Source organism: Vibrio sp. MA40-2, assembly GCF_047302445.1.
In the GTDB taxonomy this organism is placed as follows: Bacteria; Pseudomonadota; Gammaproteobacteria; order Enterobacterales; family Vibrionaceae; genus Vibrio.
The window spans coordinates 828,827-851,344 of sequence record NZ_CP178628.1 but is presented as its reverse complement, the minus strand read 5'-3'; the positions used below and the strand labels follow the sequence as shown (position 1 = coordinate 851,344).

Below are 22,518 nucleotides of genomic sequence, written 5' to 3'. Positions count from 1 at the left end.
TCTGATACATTAGCGCCGATTTTTAAAACTGTTTATTTTTAGAACGGTTTTTTACTACCTTATACCAGCTAACAGCAAAGCGGCGCAATTTCGCGGCTTCATATTATTGAGTGAATCAAAATTCATGACTACTCCACAGATTAATAAATTAAGAAATATCGCGATCATCGCGCACGTTGACCACGGTAAAACCACTCTTGTAGATAAACTGCTTCAGCAGTCAGGTACTTTAGAATCTCGTGGAGAAGCAGAAGAACGCGTTATGGACTCGAATGATATCGAGAAAGAGCGTGGCATTACTATTCTTGCAAAAAATACCGCAATTAACTGGAATGATTTCCGAATTAATATCGTAGATACTCCAGGACACGCCGATTTCGGTGGTGAAGTTGAACGTATTATGTCTATGGTTGATTCAGTATTATTGATTGTTGATGCAGTAGATGGACCAATGCCACAAACGCGTTTTGTTACTCAAAAAGCATTTGGTCATGGTTTAAAGCCTATTGTTGTTATAAATAAAGTTGACCGTCCGGGCGCTCGTCCTGATTGGGTTATGGATCAAGTGTTTGATTTGTTCGATAACTTAGGTGCAACTGATGAACAGTTAGATTTCCAAGTTGTTTATGCCTCTGCTTTAAATGGTTGGGCGTCAGCAGAAGAAGGCGTTGAAGGCGAAGATATGGAACCTTTGTTCCAATCTATTGTTGATAACGTGGAAGCGCCAAAAGTAGACCTTGATGGTGCTCTTCAAATGCAAATATCTCAGCTTGATTATAGCTCATATGTTGGTGTTATCGGTGTTGCACGTGTAACACGTGGTAAAGTGGTACCGAACCAACAAGTAACTATTGTGAGTGCTGATGGCAAAAAACGTAACGGCAAAGTTGGAACCGTGCTTGGTTACTTAGGCCTTGAGCGTCACGAAGTTGAACAAGCTAACGCTGGCGATATCATCGCTATTACAGGTTTGGGTGAACTGAAAATTTCAGACACCATTTGTGACCAAAATGCAGTTGAAGCAATGACGCCATTGTCGGTAGATGAACCAACAGTAACCATGACTTTCCAAGTGAATACCTCACCATTTGCGGGTAAAGAAGGTAAATTCGTTACTTCTCGAAATATCCTTGAGCGTCTAGAAAAAGAATTGGTTCACAATGTAGCATTGCGCGTAGAACAAACTAGCGATCCTGATAAATTCCGTGTTTCAGGTCGTGGTGAGCTCCATCTTTCTATTCTTATTGAAAATATGCGTCGTGAAGGCTTCGAGCTTGCGGTATCGCGTCCAGAAGTTATTCTGAAAGAAGAAGATGGCAAATTGTTAGAACCTTATGAAACCGTGACTATTGATGTTGTTGAAGCAAATCAAGGCAGCGTAATGGAAAATATCGGTATCCGTAAGGGTGAGTTGACTGATATGTCTCCCGATGGAAAAGGCCGAGTTCGTATGGACTTTATGATGCCTTCTCGCGGTTTGATTGGTTTCCAAACCGAATTTATGACGATGACGTCTGGCTCTGGATTGCTTTACCATACATTTGATCATTATGGCCCACATAAAGGTGGTGTTATTGGTCAGCGTAGTAATGGTGTGCTTGTTTCAAATGCGACAGGTAAAGCCCTGACTTATGCATTGTTTAATCTTCAAGAGCGTGGACGCTTATTCACCGAGCATGCTGATGAAGTGTATGAAGGTCAAATCATCGGTATTCATAACCGTTCGAATGACTTAACAGTGAACTGCCTTAAAGGTAAGCAACTGACTAACGTTCGTGCATCGGGTACTGATGAAGCACAGGTACTGTCACCACCGATTAAGTATACGTTAGAGCAAGCATTAGAGTTTATTGATGAAGATGAGTTGGTTGAAGTAACGCCAGAAAGCATTCGTATTCGTAAGAAACTTCTTACTGAAAACGAACGTAAGCGTGCAAGCCGTCCAGCTAAAGCATAATTTGCTTTAAATCGATAACTGCATAAAAATACCCCTTCATGATTCGTCATGAAGGGGTATTGTTTTTTGGTAAGGTAAGCTTCAATTAGCATAGGAATTAAGATGAAATTAGTGGTAATAACCGGAGGACCCGGTGCAGGAAAAACCAGTATTATTGAATCACTGTCCCAGCGAGGTTATTGCACTTTTGAAGAAAGTTCCCGTCATTTAATTGAACAACAATCGCAACGTATTGATGGTATTTTACCATGGACTAACTTAGAAAAATTTGCTGAACTTTGTTTAGATATGATGTTACAACAAAAAAAATTATCGGAAGCAAGATCGGATATTTGTTTTTTTGATAGGGCGATTCCTGATATTTGTGCTTATTTGCAGTTAGGAAAATTAGAGATTGCGCCATCGTTTGTTGAAGCGAGTGTGGGGTATTATGAAAAAGTCTTCTTCTGTGCCCCTAATAGCACTATTTATAGTCAAGATGAGGTGCGTCCTCACCCTTTTTCAGAAGCGCTCGAAGTCCATCAGCTGCTGTTAGATTGTTATCATGGCTTTGGTTATCAACCCATTGAAGTGCCGTGGGGTACAGTAGAAGAGCGTGTTGATTTTATTTTAAAGCATTTAAATTGAAGGTTCTTTATGTCTAAATTAACGTGTTTTTTAAATACGACTATTCATTATCTTGATTATCTGAGACAAAGAACAAAGAACGATAGGTTAACGGTAAATGCAGGCTATATGGCTTATATTACCTTGTTATCTTTGGTTCCTTTAACTACGGTTATTCTTTCTGCGTTAGCACAATTCCCTGCTTTTGAAGGGGTTGGTTTGACTGTGCAGCAGTTTGTTATTCATAACTTTGTTCCAGCGGCAGGCGATGCAATTAAAGATGCGTTGGAAGCTTTTGTAGCTAATACCGCGCAAATGACTACTGTTGGAGCGGCTTTTCTGTTCGTTACCGCTATTTTGTTGATTTCTAGTATTGATAACAATTTAAATTATATTTGGCGAGTTAAGCAAAAGCGTCGTCTGATTTATTCATTATCTATTTATTGGATGGTATTGACCTTAGGGCCTCTGCTTGTAGGGGCGAGTATTGCAGTCAGTTCTCATGTGGCATCTCTTAAGTTTCTAAGTAATGATACGGTCAATTTTTTATACGGTGTTTTACCACTGTTTTTTTCCTATCTGGCTTTTTTTGGTTTATATTTATTGGTCCCCAATGTTCAAGTTAAAGTGTCTCATGCCTTATTTGGTGCACTGATTAGTACAATTTTGTTTGAAGTAAGTAAGAATATATTTGCTTATTACATTTCAGCGTTCCCGACTTATCATGTTATTTACGGTGCATTAGCGGCTGTACCTATTTTATTCGTCTGGATTTATCTGTGTTGGCTTATTGTATTGATTGGTGCTGAACTGACCGCGAGTTTGGGTGAACGTGATAAGTGGAACCGCTCCAGACAAATAAATTTACCAATACTAATTGAACGTATGATTAGGAGAAAAACCAGTGATAGCTCTGATACAAAGAGTGAGTGAAGCTTCTGTTAAAGTAGATGGGCAAATTGTCGGTCAGATTGATAAGGGATTACTTGTTCTTTTAGGTGTAGAAAAAGGCGATGATGAAGCCAAAGCTAAACGTCTAATGGAAAGAGTTACTCAATACCGAGTTTTTTCTGATGAGAATGACAAAATGAATCTCAACGTGAAACAAGTTGAAGGTAGCCTTTTAGTGGTTTCACAGTTTACCTTACCAGCGGATACCAAAAAAGGAACAAGAGCAGGCTTTTCACGCGGTGCTAACCCAATAGAGGCTGAGAAATTGTATCACTATTTTTCGGAGTGCTGTGCTGAGGTTCTACCAACAGAAACAGGCCGTTTTGCAGCAGATATGAAAGTATCATTAGTCAATGATGGGCCAGTAACATTTTGGTTACAGGTATGATTACCATGTTACTGGCTTTACCGCTTTACGCTTAAAAAGGATTTTAATGTTTAAGTTAATCACCCCAAAAACGGATAACCAGATTGCCAAATATTATTATTTTCGTTGGCAAATGTTACGAGAACCACTCCGTTTACCGGTTGGATCTGAACGTGATGAGTTTGATGAAATGAGTCACCATAGAATGATTGTTGATGGGCGTGGACGCCCAATGGCGATTGGTCGTTTGTATATTACGCCTGACCATGAAGGGCAAATACGCTTTATGGCAGTAAAACCGAATCGTCGTAATAAAGGCGTCGGTTCGTTAATACTGGTTGCACTGGAGTCTTTTGCTCGTCAAGAAGGGGTAAAAAGATTAGTTTGTAACGCCAAACAAGATGCCGTGGCTTTCTATGTTAAAAATGGCTTCGAAAGCCAAGGAGAGCTCAGTGGCCAATATGGTGCCAATCGACACCAACAGTTAGTGAAACAACTGGATCCGATGGAGAATATTCTTCGTAGGCCAGAATGGTGTGCTGAACTTCAGGAGCGTTGGGAACAGCAAATTCCAATTAGTGATAAAATGGGTATTAAGATTACTCAATATACCGGCTATCAATTTGAATGCAGCGCGCAACTTAACCCCAATTTGAACCCTAGAAACTCTATGTTTGCCGGCTCCGCTTTTACGTTGGCGACCCTAACAGGTTGGGGAATGACCTGGTTACTCATGAAGGAGCGAGGGTTACAAGCCGATATTGTTCTGGCGGAAAGTAAGGTTCGCTATAGGCATCCAGTTGAGCAAACACCGATAGCGACAACGTCTTTAGATGGTATCAGCGGTGACTTAGATCGTTTAGAAACCGGTAGAAAAGTACGAATTGTTATTAATGTTACCATTTTTAGTGGTGATACTGCTGCCGTTGAATTTACAGGGACTTATATGCTTCTTCCTAAACAGAGCTAACATGAATAGAGCTAACATGCGATGTTATTAGTGAGTGCTAGTGAAACACTCATAATGTTAATTTGGTTAGCGTATCGCATTTATTTTGTTTTTGGTTTATCAATACAGATAGGCTGTTCGTCTTTGTCATAGTTAAGAAGATCATAATTCAGAACTGAACATGGTGTTGTAAGCTCCAGCTGTACCGTATTATGGTCTTTTTCGACTAAGTCCACATCGGCTATAAACTGCCCTGAAATTTTGTCACCAGTAATGATAACGGGGTCGAGTTTTATTCTTCCTCTATCTGCATTAATGGAAATATCCGAGCTTTCAAAATAATGTGGGTAGGGCTCACCTTTTTGTTGGTCGACTAATAGTGATTCTCTTAATGAACCGACTAACTGACCACTTAAACTATGCCTTAGCATCAACTCATCGCCACCGAGCCCGCTTAAACCTACTTGAAATTCTGCGAGCCCTTGTAGGCCAATTGGTAGAGGTATCCATTGCGTGATTAGGTCAATAGGCAGGCCATCGGCAAATATTTCCATTCTCCACGGTTGGCTTGGTTGAGTTAAATTATAGCTGGCAGTAGCGTTAATAAGCCCATGTTCTAGTGGGATCACCGCTTCATCGAGTACCCAAATACCATTATTACTCTGCATCGTAATAAGCGGGTGGCTAGTTAATAGTTGTTGAAAGCTGACGTTGTTGGCCGAGAGTCTAATATCTCCTTGCCAAAGTGCTGTTTTATTATCTTTGACTAAGATGAGATTATTGCCGTCAATGGAAAGGCCTGAAAACTGCCAATTGGGTTTTTGAGCCAGTTGTATAAATTGAGTTCGGCTTACTTTTAGGCGGTCAATTGCAAGGTTATTTAAAGATGATAAGTACTGCTGTATGACAGGCAGGTTCTCAGGTAACTCATAAATCCACTTTATGCCGTCAATTTCTAAGTCTTTAAAATAGGCATTGTTAGGGGTTAATTCACCTACTGCTCGTACAATACCTTGTTCAAATTCTACGCTGAGCGAGCTTATAGAAATAAGGTCTTTGTCAAAATAGCTTTCAAATATTGGTTCTAGCAATAAATGATTGAACAAATAGATACTTTCGGCGCCGAAGGAGACATACGCATCTTCTTGCTGCCAAACTTGTTCTATTTTCCATCTACTATTGTGTTTTGAAATACTTTCTCCTGTTGAGTTAACTTCTTTTGTCGCTATGTTTTCTAATTTTGAATAGCCATTGGTTTTGTGCAGAGTAATGTTTTCGAGAGAAAGATCGCCATTAGTCACTTTAAACATGTCTGTTTCTATTGAGCTATTCAATATGTCTAAGCTATTAATATGGTATATGTTGTTTAAAAAAATGGACCAATCGACAGCATTGATATTATCCCACTGTTTATTGGTCAGCCTTAGCTTATCAACGGTTGCATTGACCAGAGACCAGCCTTGCTTATATTGCTCGGCTTGAGTCGATATATCGCTTCCTCTCCAGACTAACGAAGCGCCGTAGATAGTACTGCTGTCAGCTTGATAGTTGGCATTAATAAGGACATCGTCAAACGCTTCATTTTGCCAATAGATTTGGTCGGCCGAGAATTGTATTTGTCCGTATGGAATATTGTGTGTGTTGTCTTGAAAACTAGGGTTGGTAATTTGAATATTTGTGTCTCGAGAAATTAAATTCTCATCTGAGTAATCAAGGTTTGTGATTGCTATTTGATGGACACTAAGTGATTTGAGATCAGCCATGGCTGGTAAGCCATGTTGTAACCGAACCCCGTTTACTTTAATGCTATCAAATACGAGGGCTTGTCGCGCTATTGAATCAGCATTGATCCAAATGTCCACTTGTTCGATATTGATAGGTTCATCTTGGAGGTCGGGTAGGTCGACGCCTTGCAAGGATAGATGATTTGGCCATTCAAAATCAGCTTGGTAAACCGACATCGACACACTGGAATATTGCTTGAGTAAATGATTAACAAACTTTGTTGTGTAAGGCCCTTGTAGCGCAAAGTACAAAGCAATGAGAGCACAAAGTAGGATCAACATTAGTGTGGTTATGAAGATGACCAGTGCTTTCTTTATCATTTAAACGCTACCTCGTTTGCTTGTTTTTTACAGATTGACTCAATTAGTTAACAGATTCAACAAAAAAAGCCCTTCGATAGAAGGGCTTAACCATTGATTGTGTATTAGAACTAGGACTTAGTCTAGTTGAGGTCCTGCGCTTACCAATGCCGCACCTTCAGCATTATCGGTATATTTTGCGAAGTTTTTGATAAAGCGTTGAGCTAAGTCTTCGGCTTTACTTTCCCACTGTAGAGGATCAGTATAGGTGTCTCTAGGGTCCAAAATCGCAGGATCTACGCCTGGTAATGCTGTCGGCACTTCTAAATTAAAGACTGGAATCTGAGTGGTTTCCGCTTGCTCAATAGATCCGTCTAAAATTGCATCAATAATACCACGAGTATCTTGGATAGAGATGCGTTTACCGGTGCCATTCCAGCCTGTATTGACTAAATAAGCTTCTGCGCCTGAAGCTTCCATACGCTTAACTAGTACTTCTGCATATTTGGTTGGGTGTAGAGTTAAGAACGCAGCTCCAAAACAAGCAGAGAAAGTTGGTGTTGGTTCAGTAATTCCACGTTCAGTACCAGCAAGTTTAGCGGTAAAACCAGACAAGAAGTGGTACTTAGTTTGTTCTGCGGTTAATTTAGAAACCGGAGGAAGTACACCAAATGCATCGGCAGTTAAGAAAATAACTTTGCTCGCATGGCCTGCTTTAGAAACAGGTTTAACGATATTATCAATGTGATAAATAGGGTATGAAACACGAGTGTTTTCAGTTTTTGAACCATCATCAAAGTCGATGGAACCATCATGACGAACCGTTACATTTTCTAGTAGTGCATCTCTACGGATTGCGTTGTAGATATCAGGTTCCGCTTCTTTGGAAAGCTTAATGGTTTTTGCGTAACAACCTCCCTCGAAATTAAATACTCCGTCATCATCCCACCCGTGTTCATCATCACCAATTAGTGCACGTTTTGGATCGGTAGATAAGGTAGTTTTACCAGTACCCGATAAACCAAAGAATATAGCGGTATCACCATCTTGACCCACGTTAGCAGAACAGTGCATAGCTGCAATGCCTCTTAACGGTAGGAAGTAGTTCATCATGGCGAACATACCTTTTTTCATTTCACCGCCATACCAAGTACCGCCGATGAGTTGCATTTTTTCTGTTAAATTAAATACCGTGTAGTTTTCTGAATTAAGGCCTTGTTTTTCCCAGTCTGGGTTGGTCGTTTTTGCTCCGTTCATAACCACAAAATCAGGTTCAAATGTCGCTAACTCTTCTTCTGTTGGACGGATAAACATATTTTTAACAAAATGACACTGCCAAGCCACTTCTGTGACAAAACGAATAGCTAGACGAGTATCTTCATTGGTACCACAATAGCAATCGAGAACAAAAAGGCGCTTACCTGATAACTGTTTGGTGGTTAACTGTTTCAGTTCGTTCCAAACCTCTTGAGTAATAGGTTTGTTATCGTTTTTCACTTGATCAGAAGTCCACCACATATTTTCTTTGGTCGTGTCGTCTAATACGATAAACTTATCTTTCGGTGAACGTCCTGTAAATATTCCAGTATCAACGGCAACAGCGCCTAACTCAGTTACTACGCCTTTTTCATAACCTTCTAAATCTGGACGAGTTTCTTCTTCAAACAACAGGTCATAACTAGGGTTACGAATAATTTCCTGTACGTCATTTAGTCCGTATTGAGTTAGGTCTAGTGTTGCAGCCTTGGTATGTTCCATAACGGTCATAGGTGCTCCTTAATTAAGATTTTTGTAGGGTAATCGTTATAATTTGTTTTTCATCTGTTCACCATGCTAGCAACGTGAAAGGGATAAAACAGGGAGATAAGTCATAAATTGTTCATGATTTATGCAGGCTTTTGAATCATTGGTCACATTTTGGAATGGTTGTTTTATGGCCACTTAGCTGTTTTGCGCTAGATCAATTTTATGTTTGTTTTTAATAGTGAAATATTAGGTTAAATGAAGAAAAAAGCGCGTTATATAGAAGTGACAGGCATAAAAAAGCCGGATTATACCGGCTTATTGATTATATTTAGAATATTTACATACTTGAGAAATTAGTGAATGGTCACATTATCTTGATCTGCTTGAGAATAAAGCTCTGCGACTTGATCTTCGTTGAACGAATAATTCGTGCCGCAGTAATCACAATGTAAAGTAATTGTACCTTCAGTGGTTAATGTTTGGTAAATTTCTTCTTTCGCAATTGTTACAATTGCACTGGCGCTTTTTTCTCTAGAGCAACCACAATGAAATTCAACTGGCTGTGGTTCAAACAGATTAACCGTTTCCTGATTATACAAACGATAGAGTAGTTCATTGGCCTGTAACGAAAATAATTCTTCGTTTTTTACAGTATCAGTCAGTTGTTCTAAATGTTCAAAATCTTCTTCTGAGCCAGTTCCATCAGGCATTACTTGTAATAACATACCGGCAGCGTGTGGTTGGCCATCTTTTTCACCCAGACGGAACCATAAACGGGTTTTTAGCTGTTCAGAGCGAATAAAGTAGTTTTCTAGAACCGCTGCAAGGTCATCACCTTCCAAACCAACAATACCTTGGTATCGTTCTCCTTGGTGTGGAGAAATAGTAATAACGAGGTGACCTTTGCCAATTAATTGATGGAGAGTTGCGTCAGTAGGAATATCGCCTTGCCAACGAGATACTCCACGGACTTTTTGTTCATGATCACCGTTAATTACGGCTAACGAAACAGGGCCATCACCTTGTAACTGTAGCGTAATCGATCCTTCAAATTTAAGTGTTGCAGTGAGTAGTGTTGTTGCTACTAAAAGCTCACCCAATAAATGTTGAATAGGTGCAGGGTATTCTTTACTGGAAATGATCTCTTGATAGGCTTTATCTAGCTGTACAAGCTCACCTCGAACAGATAGATCGTTGAATAGATAACGGTTTAACACGTCATGTGCCATGTCAGAATACTCCGGCTATTGATTTTTAAATTTAATAATATCTCGACGCTGCTTTTTATCAGGCCTACGTTCGGGGCTAGGATTATAGAGCGTGTTGAGTTTGCGTTTTTGTGCATTTTCTTCGCTTTTTGCGATGCTTTCTGCTGTCTCTGTGTATAGAAGTTGAGCCTCTGGTGCCCCCCTTCTTTGCCCAGAAATTTTTTCTATAATAACGGTTTTCTCATCTTGTCCCTGTCGTAATGTTATTGTTGCGCCAACATCGACAATTTTACTTGGTTTAGAGCGCTGACCATTGTAGTGGACTTTGCCGCCGTCAATCATGTTTCGAGCAATAGAACGTGTTTTATAAAAGCGGGCGGCCCATAGCCACTTATCGAGCCTGACGGCTTCTTTATCGCTTACTGCTTTTGTACCAGCTGCCATATTATAGATAACACCATGTGAGAACTATTTTGTGTAGAAGTGGTGGCATGACTGCCAATTTTCAAGAGCTTTTTTGAAATTGTCGCCATTCAGTTGCCTATTATTTTATCTCATTATGATATCCTCTGACATTACGATTTATAAAGACTTAAATATATAAAGGGTGGGTAATGTCTTCTCTTGCGAGCAGAGCTCAGATATTCTCTGAATATACCGCAATGCTATTGGCTAAGTTTTCCGTTTCACAGGCAAAAATCAGCATGTTAATTGCACTATTATTTGTTTGCCTGTCCGCTTGGATAACGGGTCAGTTACTTTGGTACTTTGATGGCGAACAAGCTACGGTAACCAAGTGGGTTCCTAAAGCGGAATCAACTCAACTCACCCCAAGTTCTACTCATCGTGATTTGTCGGAATTATTAGATGCCGCGCTATTTGGAAAATTAACTGCCCACGTTGAAGTCACGCCAGTGGCACCAGTTATTCAAGATGCACCTAAAACTCGGTTGAACTTAATTTTAGTCGGGGCTGTCTCAAGCTCTACGACTGATAAAAGTTTAGCGGTTATAGCTAATAGAGGAAGCCAATCAACTTATGGTGTTGGCGAAAAAATTGATGGAACGCAAGCGAAACTCAAACGTGTTTTCATTGACCGAGTGATTATTGATAATGCGGGGCGAGATGAAACCTTGATGCTTGAAGGTATTGAGTTTTCTAAACAAAATAATCAACTGAACAGAACGCCGAATAGAGCATCAAGTAAACCAGTACAAAATACGTTGCGGCCAAAGCTAGATGAAGAACTGATGGCATCGATTAGATCAGAAATAGTTAATGACCCACAAAAAATCCTACAGTATATACGTTTATCTCAAGTTAAAAAGGATGGTAATTTAATTGGTTATCGAGTGAGGCCAGGTAAAGAAAAATTACTTTTTGACTCTGTAGGTTTGAAAAATGGTGACATAGCCACCTCTTTAAATGGGCAGGATCTTACAGACCCTTCTGCAATGGGTATGATTTGGCAATCTATGTCACAATTAACAGAACTAAGCTTGACGGTTGAGAGAAACGGTCAGCCTTATGACATTTATATAGCATTATAATACTGGCTGTACTTTGTTGGTAATTATGGAGAGATTTTGGTGAAAAAGTGGTTAAGCAGAAGTGCATTGTTTCTTGCAGGCAGCCTATTGTGTTTCTCGGCGTCTGCAGATGAATTCAGCGCCAGCTTTAAAGGAACAGATATTCAAGAGTTCATCAATATCGTTGGACGCAACTTAGAGAAAACAATTATTGTTGACCCGTCGGTGCGAGGCAAAATTGATGTCCGCAGCTATGATGTTTTGGATGAAGAGCAGTATTATCAATTTTTCCTTAATGTTCTTGAAGTTTATGGTTTTGCCGTTGTAGAAATGGACACTGGTGTTCTTAAAATCATCAAAGCTAAAGATGCTAAAACCTCTGCTATTCCCGTTGTTGGTGGCAGTGAGAAAATACTTGGCGACGCGGTAATAACTCGAGTTGTCGCAGTGAAGAATGTTTCTGTCCGAGAATTGTCCCCTTTATTACGTCAACTGAATGATAATGCTGGAGCGGGTAACGTCGTTCATTATGATCCAGCCAATATTATTCTGATTACTGGTCGCGCGGCGGTCGTGAACCGTCTTGCTGAAATCATTGAGCGGGTTGATCAAGCCGGCGATAAATCGATAGAAGTTGTTGAGCTAAAAAATGCTTCCGCTTCTGAGATGGTACGAATTGTAGATGCGCTCAATAAAACCACTGACAACAAAAACACCCCTGCTTTTTTACAGCCAAAATTGGTTGCTGATGAGCGGACCAATTCGGTGCTTATTTCGGGGGATCCGACAGTACGTAAACGCCTGCGTAAGATCATTGAACAGTTAGATGTCGAAATGGCAACCAAAGGCAATAATCAAGTTGTTTATCTAAAGTATGCACAAGCTGAAGAGATTGTTGATGTACTAAAAAGTGTTTCGGATAACATTGAATCCGAGAATCAAGCATCAACCAATGGACGACCCTCGTCGAATAAATCTCAGGTGATGATTGCTGCACATAAAGACACCAATGCGTTGGTATTGGCTGCGCCACCGGATATTTTGAATCGATTATTGGATGTGATTGCGCAATTGGATATACGTCGCGCTCAAGTACTGATTGAAGCATTAATTGTTGAAATGGCCGAAGGCGACGGCACCAGTTTAGGGGTCCAATGGGGCAATTTAGATACCGGTGCAGTTGTACAATACAGTAATACTGGCACGTCAATAGGCAGTGTTATGGTTGGACTAGAAGAAGCGAAAGATACCACTACCTCGTCCAGTTACTGGGATTCAGATGATAATGAATGGGTTACAACCGAAACCACCGAATCAGGCGACTATTCATCGTTAGCTTCTGCGCTAAGCAGTGTTAATGGCGCCGCATTAAGTTTAGTGATGGGCGATTGGACCGCTTTGATCAGTGCTGTGTCTAATGACTCTAATTCAAACATTCTATCGTCGCCGAGCATCACGGTAATGGACAATGGAGAAGCCTCTTTTATTGTCGGTGAAGAAGTGCCTGTATTAACCGGTTCAACCGCCGGTTCAAATAATAGTAATCCATTTCAAACAGTGGAACGAAAAGAGGTGGGCATTAAATTAAAAGTGGTTCCACAAATCAATGAAGGGGACTCAGTTCAACTGCGTATTGAGCAAGAAGTGTCGAATGTTTTAGGGGCCAGCGGTGCTGTTGATGTTCGTTTTGCTAAACGTCAGCTTAATACTTCGGTGATGATTCAAGATGGTGAGATGCTGGTATTAGGTGGACTGATTGATGAACGAGTGATGGAAAGTGAATCAAAAGTCCCCTTCTTTGGCGACTTACCGCTTATTGGCTATTTATTCAAATCGACCAGCTCCTCGGTGGAAAAGAAAAATTTAATGGTATTTATCAAACCAACTATTATCCGAGATGGCGTTACTGCAGATGGTATTACGCAAAGAAAATACAACTATATTCGCGCAGAACAACTGTTTAACGCTCAAGAAGGCTTGAAGTTGGTTGATGATGGTGAGATCCCCGTTATTCCAGAATACGGTAATAATCCTTCACGCTATCCTGCAGAAGTTCAGGCCTTTATTGATCAGTTGGAGTTAAATTAATGAAGGGGTTGGTGAGTACGATTGAAAGGTTACCTTTTGGTTTTGCCAAGCGACACCACGTGGTGTTAGAGAATAATAGCCAATCATCTGAACAACCCAATCTTTACTATGTCGAGCCATTGGCCATCAATACTCTGATGGAAGTTCAGCGAGTCACGCGAACGTTATTCAATTTGTTGCCAACCACTCAAGATGAATTTGAACGAAAACTGACTGAAATATACCAACGTGGAACATCAGAAGCTCGACAATTAATGGAAGATATTGGTGCCGATAGTGATGATTTTTTTCTATTAGCGGAAGAACTGCCAAGTAATGAAGATTTACTAGAGACAGAAGACGATGCACCCATCATCAAATTGATCAATGCCATGTTGGGTGAAGCGATTAAAGAAGGTGCATCGGATATTCATATCGAAACATTTGAACAAAGTTTGTCGATTCGTTTTCGTGTTGACGGAGTGTTGAGAGAAGTTCTGTCGCCGAGCCGTAAACTTGCTCCACTGCTTGTTTCTCGTGTAAAGGTGATGGCAAAACTGGATATTGCGGAGAAGAGAGTGCCTCAAGATGGGCGTATTTCATTAAAAATAGGCGGTCGAGCGGTTGACGTCCGAGTGTCTACTATGCCCTCTTCTCATGGCGAACGAGTGGTAATGCGTTTGTTAGATAAAAACGCCACTCGTCTTGATTTACATAGTTTGGGAATGACGGCTGAGAACCATGCAAGTTTCAGGAAACTGATAGCTAGGCCACACGGTATTATTTTGGTTACCGGACCAACTGGCTCAGGTAAATCCACTACCTTATATGCAGGAATACAAGAGCTAAACAGTAGCGAAACTAACATACTCACCGTTGAAGACCCGATTGAATTTGATATTGATGGTATTGGACAAACTCAAGTTAATCCTAAAGTTGATATGACCTTTGCACGTGGTTTACGTGCCATTTTGCGGCAAGATCCTGATGTTGTGATGGTCGGAGAAATACGAGATCTGGAAACGGCACAAATTGCCGTTCAAGCTTCGTTAACGGGTCACTTGGTTCTTTCTACTTTGCATACCAACACAGCAATTGGTGCAATAACAAGATTGCGAGATATGGGAATAGAACCCTTTCTCATTTCGTCATCATTGCTCGGCGTATTAGCTCAACGTTTAGTTAGAACATTGTGCCCAGATTGCAAAGAGACTTATCAAGCTGATCAGGAACAGAAAAAACTATTTCACTTAGAAGCTGACCAACCCCTTGAGCTTTATAAAGCCAAAGGATGTGAAGCGTGTAATTATAAAGGCTATCGGGGTCGTACTGGTATTCATGAATTGTTGTTAATCGATGACAGTGTTCAAGAATTGATCCACTCCGAAGTCGGAGAGCAGGTGATAGAAAAGCAGATCCGTTCTTACACGCCAAGTATAAGAGATGATGGTTTGAAAAAAGTCCGTCAAGGCATTACAACTCTTGAAGAAGTTATGCGCGTGACCAAGGAAATATAATGGCGGCATTTGAATACAAAGCACTGAATAACAAAGGGAAGAAAAAGAGCGGTGTTATCGAAGGTGATAATGCGAGACAAGTACGCCAGCGATTGAAAGAACAAGACCTTGTGCCTATTGAAGTTATTGAAACAAAGTTAAAAAATCGCACCAGTAATGCATCTCTGTCTTTCCAGCGTAGTATTAGTACTAATGAACTCGCTTTATTAACGCGCCAATTATCAACTTTGGTACAAGCGGGTATGCCTTTGGAAGAGTGTTTACAGGCTGTCGCCGAGCAATCAGAAAAACCCCGTATTACCAATATGCTGATGGGGGTTCGCTCAAGAGTGGTTGAGGGCTATACCTTAGCAGACAGTTTAGCCGATTACCCACATGTATTTGATGATCTATTTTGTTCTATGGTTTCGGCAGGAGAACGTTCTGGCCAATTAGATAATGTGCTTAATCGTCTAGCAGATTACGCAGAAAATCGGCAACAAATGCGCTCAAAGTTACAACAAGCTATGATTTATCCTATTGTGTTAACTGTATTCGCACTCGGGGTAATTTCATTTCTGCTTGCCAGTGTTGTACCTAAAATAGTTGATCAATTTGTGCAAATGAGACAAGAATTACCTGCATCCACACAATTTTTATTGGATGCAAGTCATTTTGTGCAAAGCTGGGGACTGCAACTTGTTTTGGCGTTTTTGTGTTTGTACATTGTCAGTAAAATGGCGTTAAAGAAACCGCAAACCCGCTTGAAATGGGATAAAAAGTTACTTAGTGCTCCATTAATAGGCAAAATTATTCGAGGCATTAATACGTCCAGATTTGCCCGTACATTATCTATCTGTACCTCTAGTGCTATTCCCTTACTAGATGGAATGAAAGTCGCCACCGATGTGATGACAAACCGTTATATCAAACAACATGTGCTGATCGCGTCAGAAAAAGTACGTGAAGGTGGTAGTTTAAGACTCGCGTTAGACCAGACAAAGCTTTTTCCACCAATGATGCTGCATATGATAGCCAGTGGTGAACAAAGTGGTGAATTAGAACAAATGCTGACTAGAGCTGCCGATAACCAAGATCGAGATTTTGAATCTACGGTTAATATTGCATTAGGTTTGTTTACCCCTGCACTTATCGCGGTGATGGCTGGTGTGGTGTTATTTATTGTAATGGCAACATTAATGCCAATTTTAGAGATGAATAATTTAATTTCAGCGTGATAAATGCGTAAGAATTTATCGATGAAAATAAAAATCAATTTGCTAGGAGAAAGTTGTGAACAAAAGAAAACAGAATGGCTTTACCTTACTTGAAGTAATGGTTGTGATTGTAATTTTGGGAATTTTAGCCAGTTTTGTTGTGCCTAATTTACTCGGTAATAAAGAGAAGGCAGATCAGCAAAAAGCCGTATCAGATATTACTGCTTTAGAGCAAGCATTGGATATGTACAAATTGGATAACAGTGTTTACCCAACCACTGACCAAGGGCTAGAAGCTCTAGTGAATAAGCCAAGTGGCTCTCCTGAACCTAGAAATTACCTAGACGGCGGATATATTCGTCGTTTGCCTCAAGACCCTTGGGGATACGATTATCAATATTTAAGTCCAGGTGATAATGGCACGATAGATATTTTCAGTCTTGGATCGGATGGCCAAGAAGGTGGAGAAGACAGTGCAGCTGATATTGGTAACTGGAATCTGCAAGATTTTTAGTTATTTCACTCGCTTTACCAATGTGAATCTAGCAATGTGAACGTAGTGATCTGTGGTCGAAATGAATAAAAAACAAGCAGGATTTACGCTTATCGAAATCATGTTAGTCATGGTGTTGTTATCGATAAGTGCAGTTGCGGTTATTATTAATTTGCCTGACAGCAAACAAGATATAACGAAACAACAGGCTGAACGTTTTTACTATCGACTACAACTTTTAAATGAATATGCAATTTTAAATGGCAGAGATTTAGGCATAAGAGTAGAAGAAAATAAAGCGAGCTACTCTTATTTACAACTAGAAGAGGCCGGTTGGCAAGTACTAGAAAACAAAACTTATGCACAAACGGTAATGCCTGATGGCATTTCTCTGTCGCTAAAAATAGGCACTGATGCTTGGACCAATAATGAAAATTTATTTAAGCAACAAAGCTTATTTGAAGAAATGTTCTCTGAAGCAGAAGAGAAGCAAAAGATCGAACCACCACAACTATTTGTACTATCAAGTGGAGAGGTCACCCCATTTCAACTTTTAATTTCTGCCAATGAAGATAGAGATACTGGCTGGTTAGTGGATGTAAAAGAATCCGGTTTGATAGCATTAGTTCATACCTCTGAACTTGAAAATGAGATAGATATTCAATGATTCAACGTAATAGAGGAATGACATTATTAGAGGTTTTAGTTGCCTTAGCGATATTTGCTACCGCAGCGATCAGTGTTATGAGATCGGTTACTCAGCACATTAATACACTCTCTTATTTAGAACAAAAGACATTTGCTTCGCTTATCGCTGATAATCAAATGAGCTTGATTATGTTAGCAGGCGCACCCACCAGTGCTAAAATTGGCAAGGTGGAAATGGCTGGGCGAGAATGGTATTGGAAGGTAGATCCTGTTGATACGTCGGTTGGCTTTATCACCGCCTTCGACGTCAGTGTCGCATTAGATAAAGGGGTTAAAAAACCACTCGTCACGGTAAGAAGTTATGTTGATAAATAGACCTCTGAGCCGAGTACGCCAATCGACTTCTTCTGCGCAAGGAGGTTTTACGCTGATTGAGGTATTAGTTGCCATCGCTATATTTGCGTCATTAAGTCTCTCAGCTTATATGGTATTGAATCAAATCCAACGCAGTAATCAATTATCGCTTATAAAAACGGACAGACTGAAACAACTGCAAAGAGCAATGATCATTATTGATAATGATTTTAGACAAATTGCTTTAAGGCAATTTCGCACCGATGGCGAAGAGGCTTCAGATAAGCTAATTGTTTGGGGAAATGGTTTACTGCAATCAGACAACAATGCGGTTCTTTTTACTCGCTTAGGTTGGCAAAACCCGCAGCAAATGTTTCCCCGTGGTGAGGTAGCTAAAGTAGGATACCGAATTGTTGAGCATCAATTAGAGCGAATATGGTGGCGTTACCCAGATACACCAGTAGGCCAAGATCCATTAGTAACCCCTCTTCTTAATGATGTAGATGATTTTACCCTGCGTTTTTATAACCAAGGAAGTTGGAGTAATGATTGGGATGAGCCTTTGACACTGCCCGAAGCCGTGTCAATTACATTCACATTGCAAGATTATGGTCGCATAGAACGTGTGTATTTAACCGCAGGTGATCGTTTATACATCGCAACAGATACCAATGAAAATGGTAGCAATACCAATGAGTAGCACATTAAGCAGTAAGCAAAGAAAAAAAAACTCAGGCGCTGCGCTTATAGTGGTGCTACTTATTTTATCTATAATGGTGTCTATTGCTGCAACGATGACAGAAAGATTATTTGTGAATTTTACTCGAGCAGAAAATCGCTTAAATCATCAACAAGCTTATTGGTATAGTATCGGTGTCGAAGCGTTAGCTAAATATGCGATACAACAGAGTTATGAAGATGCTGATAGTATTAATACCAGTCAGTATTGGGCATTAGAAGAACAGGTTTATCCTCTTGATTATGGTTCTGCGTCGGGAAAAATTATCGATATGCAGGCATGCTTTAATATCAATGTATTGGGTAAAGAAAGGCAGAACAGTACGGCAACCGTTAAGCCTTATTTAGTGAGTGTTTGGCAACGAATACTTGAGGCGCTTGAGGTGGATAATTATCAAGCTGAAGTGATCAGTGATTCGACGTGGGAATTTTTAGATCCAGACACCAGAACGACCACTAATTACGGCGTTGAAGACAGTACCTATGAAGGGCTAAGCCCAGCGTACCTCTCTCCAAATGTAGTGCTAGCGGACAATTCCGAGCTTAGAGCCGTATATCAAATGGACAGTTCCGTAATGGAAAAAATCAGGCCGGTAGTGTGTGCACTTCCATGGGATGATTGGCGTTTAAATGTTAATACGGTGAGTAGTGAAGGGGCGGTAATACTGGTTGCCATGTTCTCTCCATATCTAGACTTAAATAATGCCTTAACACTGATAGAAGATAGGCCTTATGATGGATGGGCAACAGTAGATGATTTTGTTGCAGAAGCGCAATTAGCATCCATTGAAGATAGTATTAAAGATAACGCAAAAGGTTATCTCACCACCGATAGTCGATACTTCGAGCTTGATGCTCAAGTAATGGTAAATGAATCGAGAGTAAGAATTAGAAGCTTGCTCTTTAGTAAAGATAGAAAGAATGTCTCGGTAATACGACGACGTTTTGGAGGCGTCATTGAGCGAGTTTCTGACCGTTCGACTGAGTAGAAATCAACAAACCCCGATTCAATGGTTAGTATGGTCTACCAGTCAAAACGAAATTATAGCAAGTGGAGAGCTTAGCAGTAGAGAACAGCTACCAGAGCTAGCAACTTATGCCTATCAACGAACAGCAATCTTATTGTTAGATAGCCGCGATGTTCTTTTAGTTGACACCGAGCTGCCTACAGGAGCAGGGCGTAGAATAGAAGCCATGCTTCCTTATCTGCTTGAAGATGATATTGCTCAAGATGTAGAAGAACTGCATTTTTCTATTTTGGCGAAAAGTGCAAAAAATATTCAAGTTGCTGCAGTCGATAAAAAGTATTTAATAGGTTGGCTTGATGCCTTTGCTAGTGTTGGCATTATATTCAAACAAGCCATGCCAGATACACAAGCGTTGCCTTTATTGGACGATGGCATTGCTACTTTAAAAATTGATTCTCAATGGTTGTTCAGAAAGTCACTGTATCAATCCGTGACTATCGAAGAACAATGGCTAGATTTTTTCGTGGAGTCGGATTGGTGTCGCTCTGAAGCGCATCAATATAATATTGTGAGTTATACTCCCACACCAGCATCGCAAGTACATAATCAACGTTGGCGCTCAGCAGAGCCGGAACTGGTTATGGCGCTTTTAACTAAAGGTGCGCTCAGCTCATCGGTTAATCTATTAACGGGTTCATTGAAACCACAATCCTCTATCTTAAAAAATATAACGGTATGGAGAAAAGTCGTTATTGCTGCTTGCTTGTTTTTAGTGGTGTTAACCGTACAACGAGGTGTTGAGGTTAACCGTTATGAAACCCAAGCTAAAAGCTATCACGCTGAAAGCGAACGTATTTTTAGAGAGATATTTCCCGACAAACAACGTATTCCAACGGTGAGCTACTTAAAACGGCTGATGAGCGATGAGGAACATCGACTGTCTGGTGGCACAAGTGGCCGCTCGATTTTAGATTGGTTAGCACTTTTGCCTGACGCTTTACAAGATCAGCCTTCTGTTCAGATCAGTAATATTCGCTATGATGCCAATCGTGGTGAAATTCGCCTTGATGTTTCGATGCAAGATTTTCAAACGTTTGAATTAGTAAGAACAAAACTGTCTGAAAATTTTCAAGTTACTCAAGGGCCACTGGATAAAAAAGACAATAAAGTCTTTGGTAGTTTTGTGTTAAGGAGTAAATCATGAATGCAATGACCGTATTGCTTACTTCTTGGTGGCGAAATATTTCTCAAAGAGAGCAGCGCATGCTTATTCTTTGCTCAATCTTAGTCGTGTTAGGGGCGATCTATTGGGGAGTTATTCAACCAATATCAGAACGGGCCGAAGCGGCGCAAGTTAGAATTAGCACCGAACGACAATTATTGAACTGGGTTTCTGAATCTGCAGATCGAATCGTCGAACTCAGAGGCTCCAACGGTATTCGCGCGTCTAGCCAACCATTTAATCAAGTTATTTCAACATCGGCAAAAACCTATAAAATTGAACTGATCCGTATCCAGCCTCGTGATGACATGCTTCAAGTCTGGCTTAAACCAGTAGCATTTGATCAGTTTATTCATTGGCTTGCTTATTTACGCCAACAGCAAGGAATACAAGTCGAATTTATGGAAATTTCAAACAGTGGTTCGTCAGGTATTATCGAAGTGAAGCGTCTGCAATTAAAAAGAGGGGCGTAGTTTGAAACGACTCATACTGTTCATTTTGTTGTTTATATTGGTGATGACGATAAGTGTTATTGCACATGCTCCAGCGTCCTTTGCATTGAAATATATGCCTGTTATTAGAGGGCTAATGATTGAATCACCAAGTGGTACTATTTGGCACGGTGAAGCGAAAAATGTGCGTTGGAAAGGGAATAATATAGGGCAGGTTAGATGGCAGTTTTCGCCTAAAAAACTGTTGGAAGGGAAAGCTAATTATCATGTTCGCTTTGGCAAAGGAAGTGATTTCAAAGCGATGGGTAAAGGCAATGTAGGTTATGGTCTTTCGGGATTATTTGCTGATAATATCGTGCTTTCTATGCCAGCAGAAAATGTACTGCAACAACTGAATTTGCCATTACCAATGAACGTTGAAGGCCTGGTTGAGTTATCTATTTCCGATTACCACTACGCACAACCATGGTGTCAGTCCGCATCGGGTACATTGGTATGGAACAGCAGTAAAATAGCCTCGCCAGTCGGTGAATTAGATCTTGGCAGCTTAATCACCGATTTAACCTGTGAAGATAGCAAGATCATGCTTACCGGTGAACATGATAACCAGCAAATCTCTGCAGCAGTCGATATGGTGTTAGAAAATAACTTGCGCTATAAGGCGAATGCATGGTTTAAGCCTAATGCTTATTTTCCAGAAAAAATGAAATCGCAATTAAAGTGGCTGGGTGATCCGAATAATAAAGGGCAATATACTTTTACCTATGCAGGTAGAGTGAACTAATTCGGCTATTTTACCGATCAGTTTAATAAAGAAATGTACTTGATAACTTAGGTTATGATTGCGAGATTTAAGATTACCGTTAAGATTAAGTTATAGAAATAAACTAGGAGCGAGGGATCCACGGATGGCCAAAGCACAAAAGCCAAAAATTTTAGCTGTAACGACAGCTGCAAAATCTCAGTTGTTTACTATCGAATCTCTCGATCTGGAATTTTCTAATGGCGCAAAACGGACTTATGAAAGAATGCGTCCAAGCGGCCGAGAAGCGGTAATGATGGTGCCTATTACCGATAGTGGCGATTTATTATTGGTGCGCGAATACGCCGCGGGCACTGGTGAATATGAACTCGGTTTTCCGAAAGGGTTGGTCGATCTAGGTGAGCAACCTCAAGAGGCTGCAAATAGAGAATTAAAAGAAGAAATAGGCTTTGGGGCCTCGGATTTCACCGTATTAAAAAAAGTGGTATTAGCTCCTTCTTACTTTTCTAGTGAAATGACGCTTTATTTAGCAGAAGGGCTTTATAAAGAAAAGTTAGAAGGAGATGAACCAGAGCCATTAGAAGTGATTCGTTGGCCACTTGTTCAAGCTGATGAGTTGTTATCTCATATGGATTTTAGCGAAGCCAGATGTATTTCTGCTCTTATGTTAACCTTGCGTCATTTATCGAATCGATCTAATTAG

General features: G+C 40.3%; 22 protein-coding genes. 18 read left to right on the top strand and 4 right to left on the bottom strand.

The window, feature by feature from the left end; genetic code table 11:
• Positions 1-124 precede the first annotated feature (124 nt).
• The 5 genes from typA (at position 125) to ACLKML_RS11510 (ending at position 4,851) form a co-directional block, all read left to right on the top strand.
• A complete protein-coding gene (gene typA / locus ACLKML_RS11530; RefSeq protein ID WP_413285449.1) occupies positions 125-1,957 on the top strand; it encodes a translational GTPase TypA in 1,833 nt (610 codons plus the stop codon).
• A 102-nt stretch (positions 1,958-2,059) separates the two neighbouring features.
• Entirely contained in the window at positions 2,060-2,584 is a 525-nt protein-coding gene (locus ACLKML_RS11525) for an AAA family ATPase (RefSeq protein ID WP_413285448.1), read from the top strand.
• 9 nt (positions 2,585-2,593) lie between these two features.
• A complete protein-coding gene (locus ACLKML_RS11520; RefSeq protein ID WP_413285447.1) occupies positions 2,594-3,496 on the top strand; it encodes a virulence factor BrkB family protein in 903 nt (300 codons plus the stop codon).
• On the top strand, positions 3,468-3,902 hold the full coding sequence (dtd, locus tag ACLKML_RS11515) for a D-aminoacyl-tRNA deacylase (protein ID WP_413285446.1): 435 nt from the start codon (positions 3,468-3,470) through the stop codon (positions 3,900-3,902). The genes ACLKML_RS11520 and dtd overlap by 29 nt, the downstream gene beginning before the upstream one ends.
• Before the next feature lie 46 nt (positions 3,903-3,948).
• Complete coding sequence (locus ACLKML_RS11510) at positions 3,949-4,851, top strand: YiiD C-terminal domain-containing protein (RefSeq protein ID WP_413285445.1); 903 nt, start codon at positions 3,949-3,951, stop codon at positions 4,849-4,851.
• An 80-nt stretch (positions 4,852-4,931) separates the two neighbouring features.
• Here the strand turns inward: ACLKML_RS11510 and ACLKML_RS11505 are convergent, their stop codons facing one another.
• The 4 genes from ACLKML_RS11505 to hslR all read right to left on the bottom strand — a co-directional run bounded on the left by ACLKML_RS11505 (position 4,932) and on the right by hslR (position 10,312).
• Entirely contained in the window at positions 4,932-6,935 is a 2,004-nt protein-coding gene (locus ACLKML_RS11505) for an AsmA family protein (RefSeq protein WP_413285444.1), read from the bottom strand.
• A gap of 117 nt (positions 6,936-7,052) precedes the next feature.
• A complete protein-coding gene (gene pckA / locus ACLKML_RS11500; RefSeq protein WP_413285443.1) occupies positions 7,053-8,681 on the bottom strand; it encodes a phosphoenolpyruvate carboxykinase (ATP) in 1,629 nt (542 codons plus the stop codon).
• 332 nt (positions 8,682-9,013) lie between these two features.
• Entirely contained in the window at positions 9,014-9,889 is an 876-nt protein-coding gene (gene hslO / locus ACLKML_RS11495) for an Hsp33 family molecular chaperone HslO (RefSeq protein WP_413285442.1), read from the bottom strand.
• Between the two features lie 15 nt (positions 9,890-9,904).
• Positions 9,905-10,312 (bottom strand): ribosome-associated heat shock protein Hsp15, encoded by a 408-nt coding sequence (hslR, locus tag ACLKML_RS11490; RefSeq protein WP_413285441.1) that lies wholly within the window; start codon positions 10,310-10,312, stop codon positions 9,905-9,907.
• A 170-nt stretch (positions 10,313-10,482) separates the two neighbouring features.
• On the opposite strand from hslR, the gene gspC reads away from it, so the two are divergent.
• The 13 genes from gspC to nudE all read left to right on the top strand — a co-directional run bounded on the left by gspC (position 10,483) and on the right by nudE (position 22,518).
• Positions 10,483-11,418 (top strand): type II secretion system protein GspC, encoded by a 936-nt coding sequence (gene gspC, locus ACLKML_RS11485; protein WP_413285440.1) that lies wholly within the window; start codon positions 10,483-10,485, stop codon positions 11,416-11,418.
• Between the two features lie 39 nt (positions 11,419-11,457).
• On the top strand, positions 11,458-13,485 hold the full coding sequence (gspD, locus tag ACLKML_RS11480; RefSeq protein WP_413285439.1) for a type II secretion system secretin GspD: 2,028 nt from the start codon (positions 11,458-11,460) through the stop codon (positions 13,483-13,485).
• The gene (gspE, locus tag ACLKML_RS11475) at positions 13,485-14,981 is read left to right on the top strand and encodes a type II secretion system ATPase GspE (protein WP_413285438.1); all 1,497 of its coding nucleotides are present in this window, start codon (positions 13,485-13,487) and stop codon (positions 14,979-14,981) included. The genes gspD and gspE overlap by 1 nt, the downstream gene beginning before the upstream one ends.
• The gene (gene gspF, locus ACLKML_RS11470) at positions 14,981-16,198 is read left to right on the top strand and encodes a type II secretion system inner membrane protein GspF (protein WP_413285437.1); all 1,218 of its coding nucleotides are present in this window, start codon (positions 14,981-14,983) and stop codon (positions 16,196-16,198) included. Before gspE ends, gspF begins: the two co-directional genes overlap by 1 nt.
• A gap of 55 nt (positions 16,199-16,253) precedes the next feature.
• Positions 16,254-16,691 carry a type II secretion system major pseudopilin GspG gene (gspG, locus tag ACLKML_RS11465; RefSeq protein ID WP_413285436.1) on the top strand — a complete coding sequence of 146 codons (438 nt, stop codon included), beginning with the start codon at positions 16,254-16,256 and terminating at the stop codon, positions 16,689-16,691.
• Positions 16,692-16,752: 61 nt separating this feature from the next.
• Positions 16,753-17,337, top strand: a complete 585-nt coding sequence (gspH, locus tag ACLKML_RS11460) for a type II secretion system minor pseudopilin GspH (protein WP_413285435.1) — start codon at positions 16,753-16,755, stop codon at positions 17,335-17,337.
• On the top strand, positions 17,334-17,693 hold the full coding sequence (gene gspI, locus ACLKML_RS11455) for a type II secretion system minor pseudopilin GspI (RefSeq protein ID WP_413285434.1): 360 nt from the start codon (positions 17,334-17,336) through the stop codon (positions 17,691-17,693). The genes gspH and gspI overlap by 4 nt, the downstream gene beginning before the upstream one ends.
• Positions 17,680-18,372 carry a type II secretion system minor pseudopilin GspJ gene (gene gspJ, locus ACLKML_RS11450; RefSeq protein ID WP_413285433.1) on the top strand — a complete coding sequence of 231 codons (693 nt, stop codon included), beginning with the start codon at positions 17,680-17,682 and terminating at the stop codon, positions 18,370-18,372. Before gspI ends, gspJ begins: the two co-directional genes overlap by 14 nt.
• Entirely contained in the window at positions 18,365-19,399 is a 1,035-nt protein-coding gene (gene gspK / locus ACLKML_RS11445; protein ID WP_413285432.1) for a type II secretion system minor pseudopilin GspK, read from the top strand. Before gspJ ends, gspK begins: the two co-directional genes overlap by 8 nt.
• Positions 19,368-20,582, top strand: coding sequence for a type II secretion system protein GspL (gene gspL, locus ACLKML_RS11440; RefSeq protein ID WP_413285431.1), 1,215 nt, complete (start codon positions 19,368-19,370; stop codon positions 20,580-20,582). The genes gspK and gspL overlap by 32 nt, the downstream gene beginning before the upstream one ends.
• Complete coding sequence (locus tag ACLKML_RS11435; protein ID WP_413285430.1) at positions 20,579-21,073, top strand: type II secretion system protein M; 495 nt, start codon at positions 20,579-20,581, stop codon at positions 21,071-21,073. Before gspL ends, ACLKML_RS11435 begins: the two co-directional genes overlap by 4 nt.
• Before the next feature lies 1 nt (position 21,074).
• A complete protein-coding gene (locus ACLKML_RS11430; protein WP_413285429.1) occupies positions 21,075-21,836 on the top strand; it encodes a type II secretion system protein N in 762 nt (253 codons plus the stop codon).
• Between the two features lie 124 nt (positions 21,837-21,960).
• Positions 21,961-22,518: an ADP compounds hydrolase NudE gene (gene nudE / locus ACLKML_RS11425; protein ID WP_413285428.1), complete on the top strand. Its 558-nt coding sequence runs from the start codon at positions 21,961-21,963 to the stop codon at positions 22,516-22,518.

Coding starts and splice junctions, on each gene's coding strand:
- gspI (WP_413285434.1), top strand. CDS start 17,334: ATGATTCAACGTAATAGAGGAATGACATTATTAGAGGTTTTAGTTGCC.
- nudE (WP_413285428.1), top strand. CDS start 21,961: ATGGCCAAAGCACAAAAGCCAAAAATTTTAGCTGTAACGACAGCTGCA.
- ACLKML_RS11505 (WP_413285444.1), bottom strand. CDS start 6,935: ATGATAAAGAAAGCACTGGTCATCTTCATAACCACACTAATGTTGATC.
- ACLKML_RS11510 (WP_413285445.1), top strand. CDS start 3,949: ATGTTTAAGTTAATCACCCCAAAAACGGATAACCAGATTGCCAAATAT.
- gspJ (WP_413285433.1), top strand. CDS start 17,680: ATGTTGATAAATAGACCTCTGAGCCGAGTACGCCAATCGACTTCTTCT.
- ACLKML_RS11520 (WP_413285447.1), top strand. CDS start 2,594: ATGTCTAAATTAACGTGTTTTTTAAATACGACTATTCATTATCTTGAT.
- pckA (WP_413285443.1), bottom strand. CDS start 8,681: ATGACCGTTATGGAACATACCAAGGCTGCAACACTAGACCTAACTCAA.
- gspC (WP_413285440.1), top strand. CDS start 10,483: ATGTCTTCTCTTGCGAGCAGAGCTCAGATATTCTCTGAATATACCGCA.
- ACLKML_RS11435 (WP_413285430.1), top strand. CDS start 20,579: ATGAATGCAATGACCGTATTGCTTACTTCTTGGTGGCGAAATATTTCT.
- hslO (WP_413285442.1), bottom strand. CDS start 9,889: ATGGCACATGACGTGTTAAACCGTTATCTATTCAACGATCTATCTGTT.
- hslR (WP_413285441.1), bottom strand. CDS start 10,312: ATGGCAGCTGGTACAAAAGCAGTAAGCGATAAAGAAGCCGTCAGGCTC.
- gspE (WP_413285438.1), top strand. CDS start 13,485: ATGAAGGGGTTGGTGAGTACGATTGAAAGGTTACCTTTTGGTTTTGCC.
- gspH (WP_413285435.1), top strand. CDS start 16,753: ATGAATAAAAAACAAGCAGGATTTACGCTTATCGAAATCATGTTAGTC.
- typA (WP_413285449.1), top strand. CDS start 125: ATGACTACTCCACAGATTAATAAATTAAGAAATATCGCGATCATCGCG.
- ACLKML_RS11525 (WP_413285448.1), top strand. CDS start 2,060: ATGAAATTAGTGGTAATAACCGGAGGACCCGGTGCAGGAAAAACCAGT.
- gspF (WP_413285437.1), top strand. CDS start 14,981: ATGGCGGCATTTGAATACAAAGCACTGAATAACAAAGGGAAGAAAAAG.
- gspK (WP_413285432.1), top strand. CDS start 18,365: ATGAGTAGCACATTAAGCAGTAAGCAAAGAAAAAAAAACTCAGGCGCT.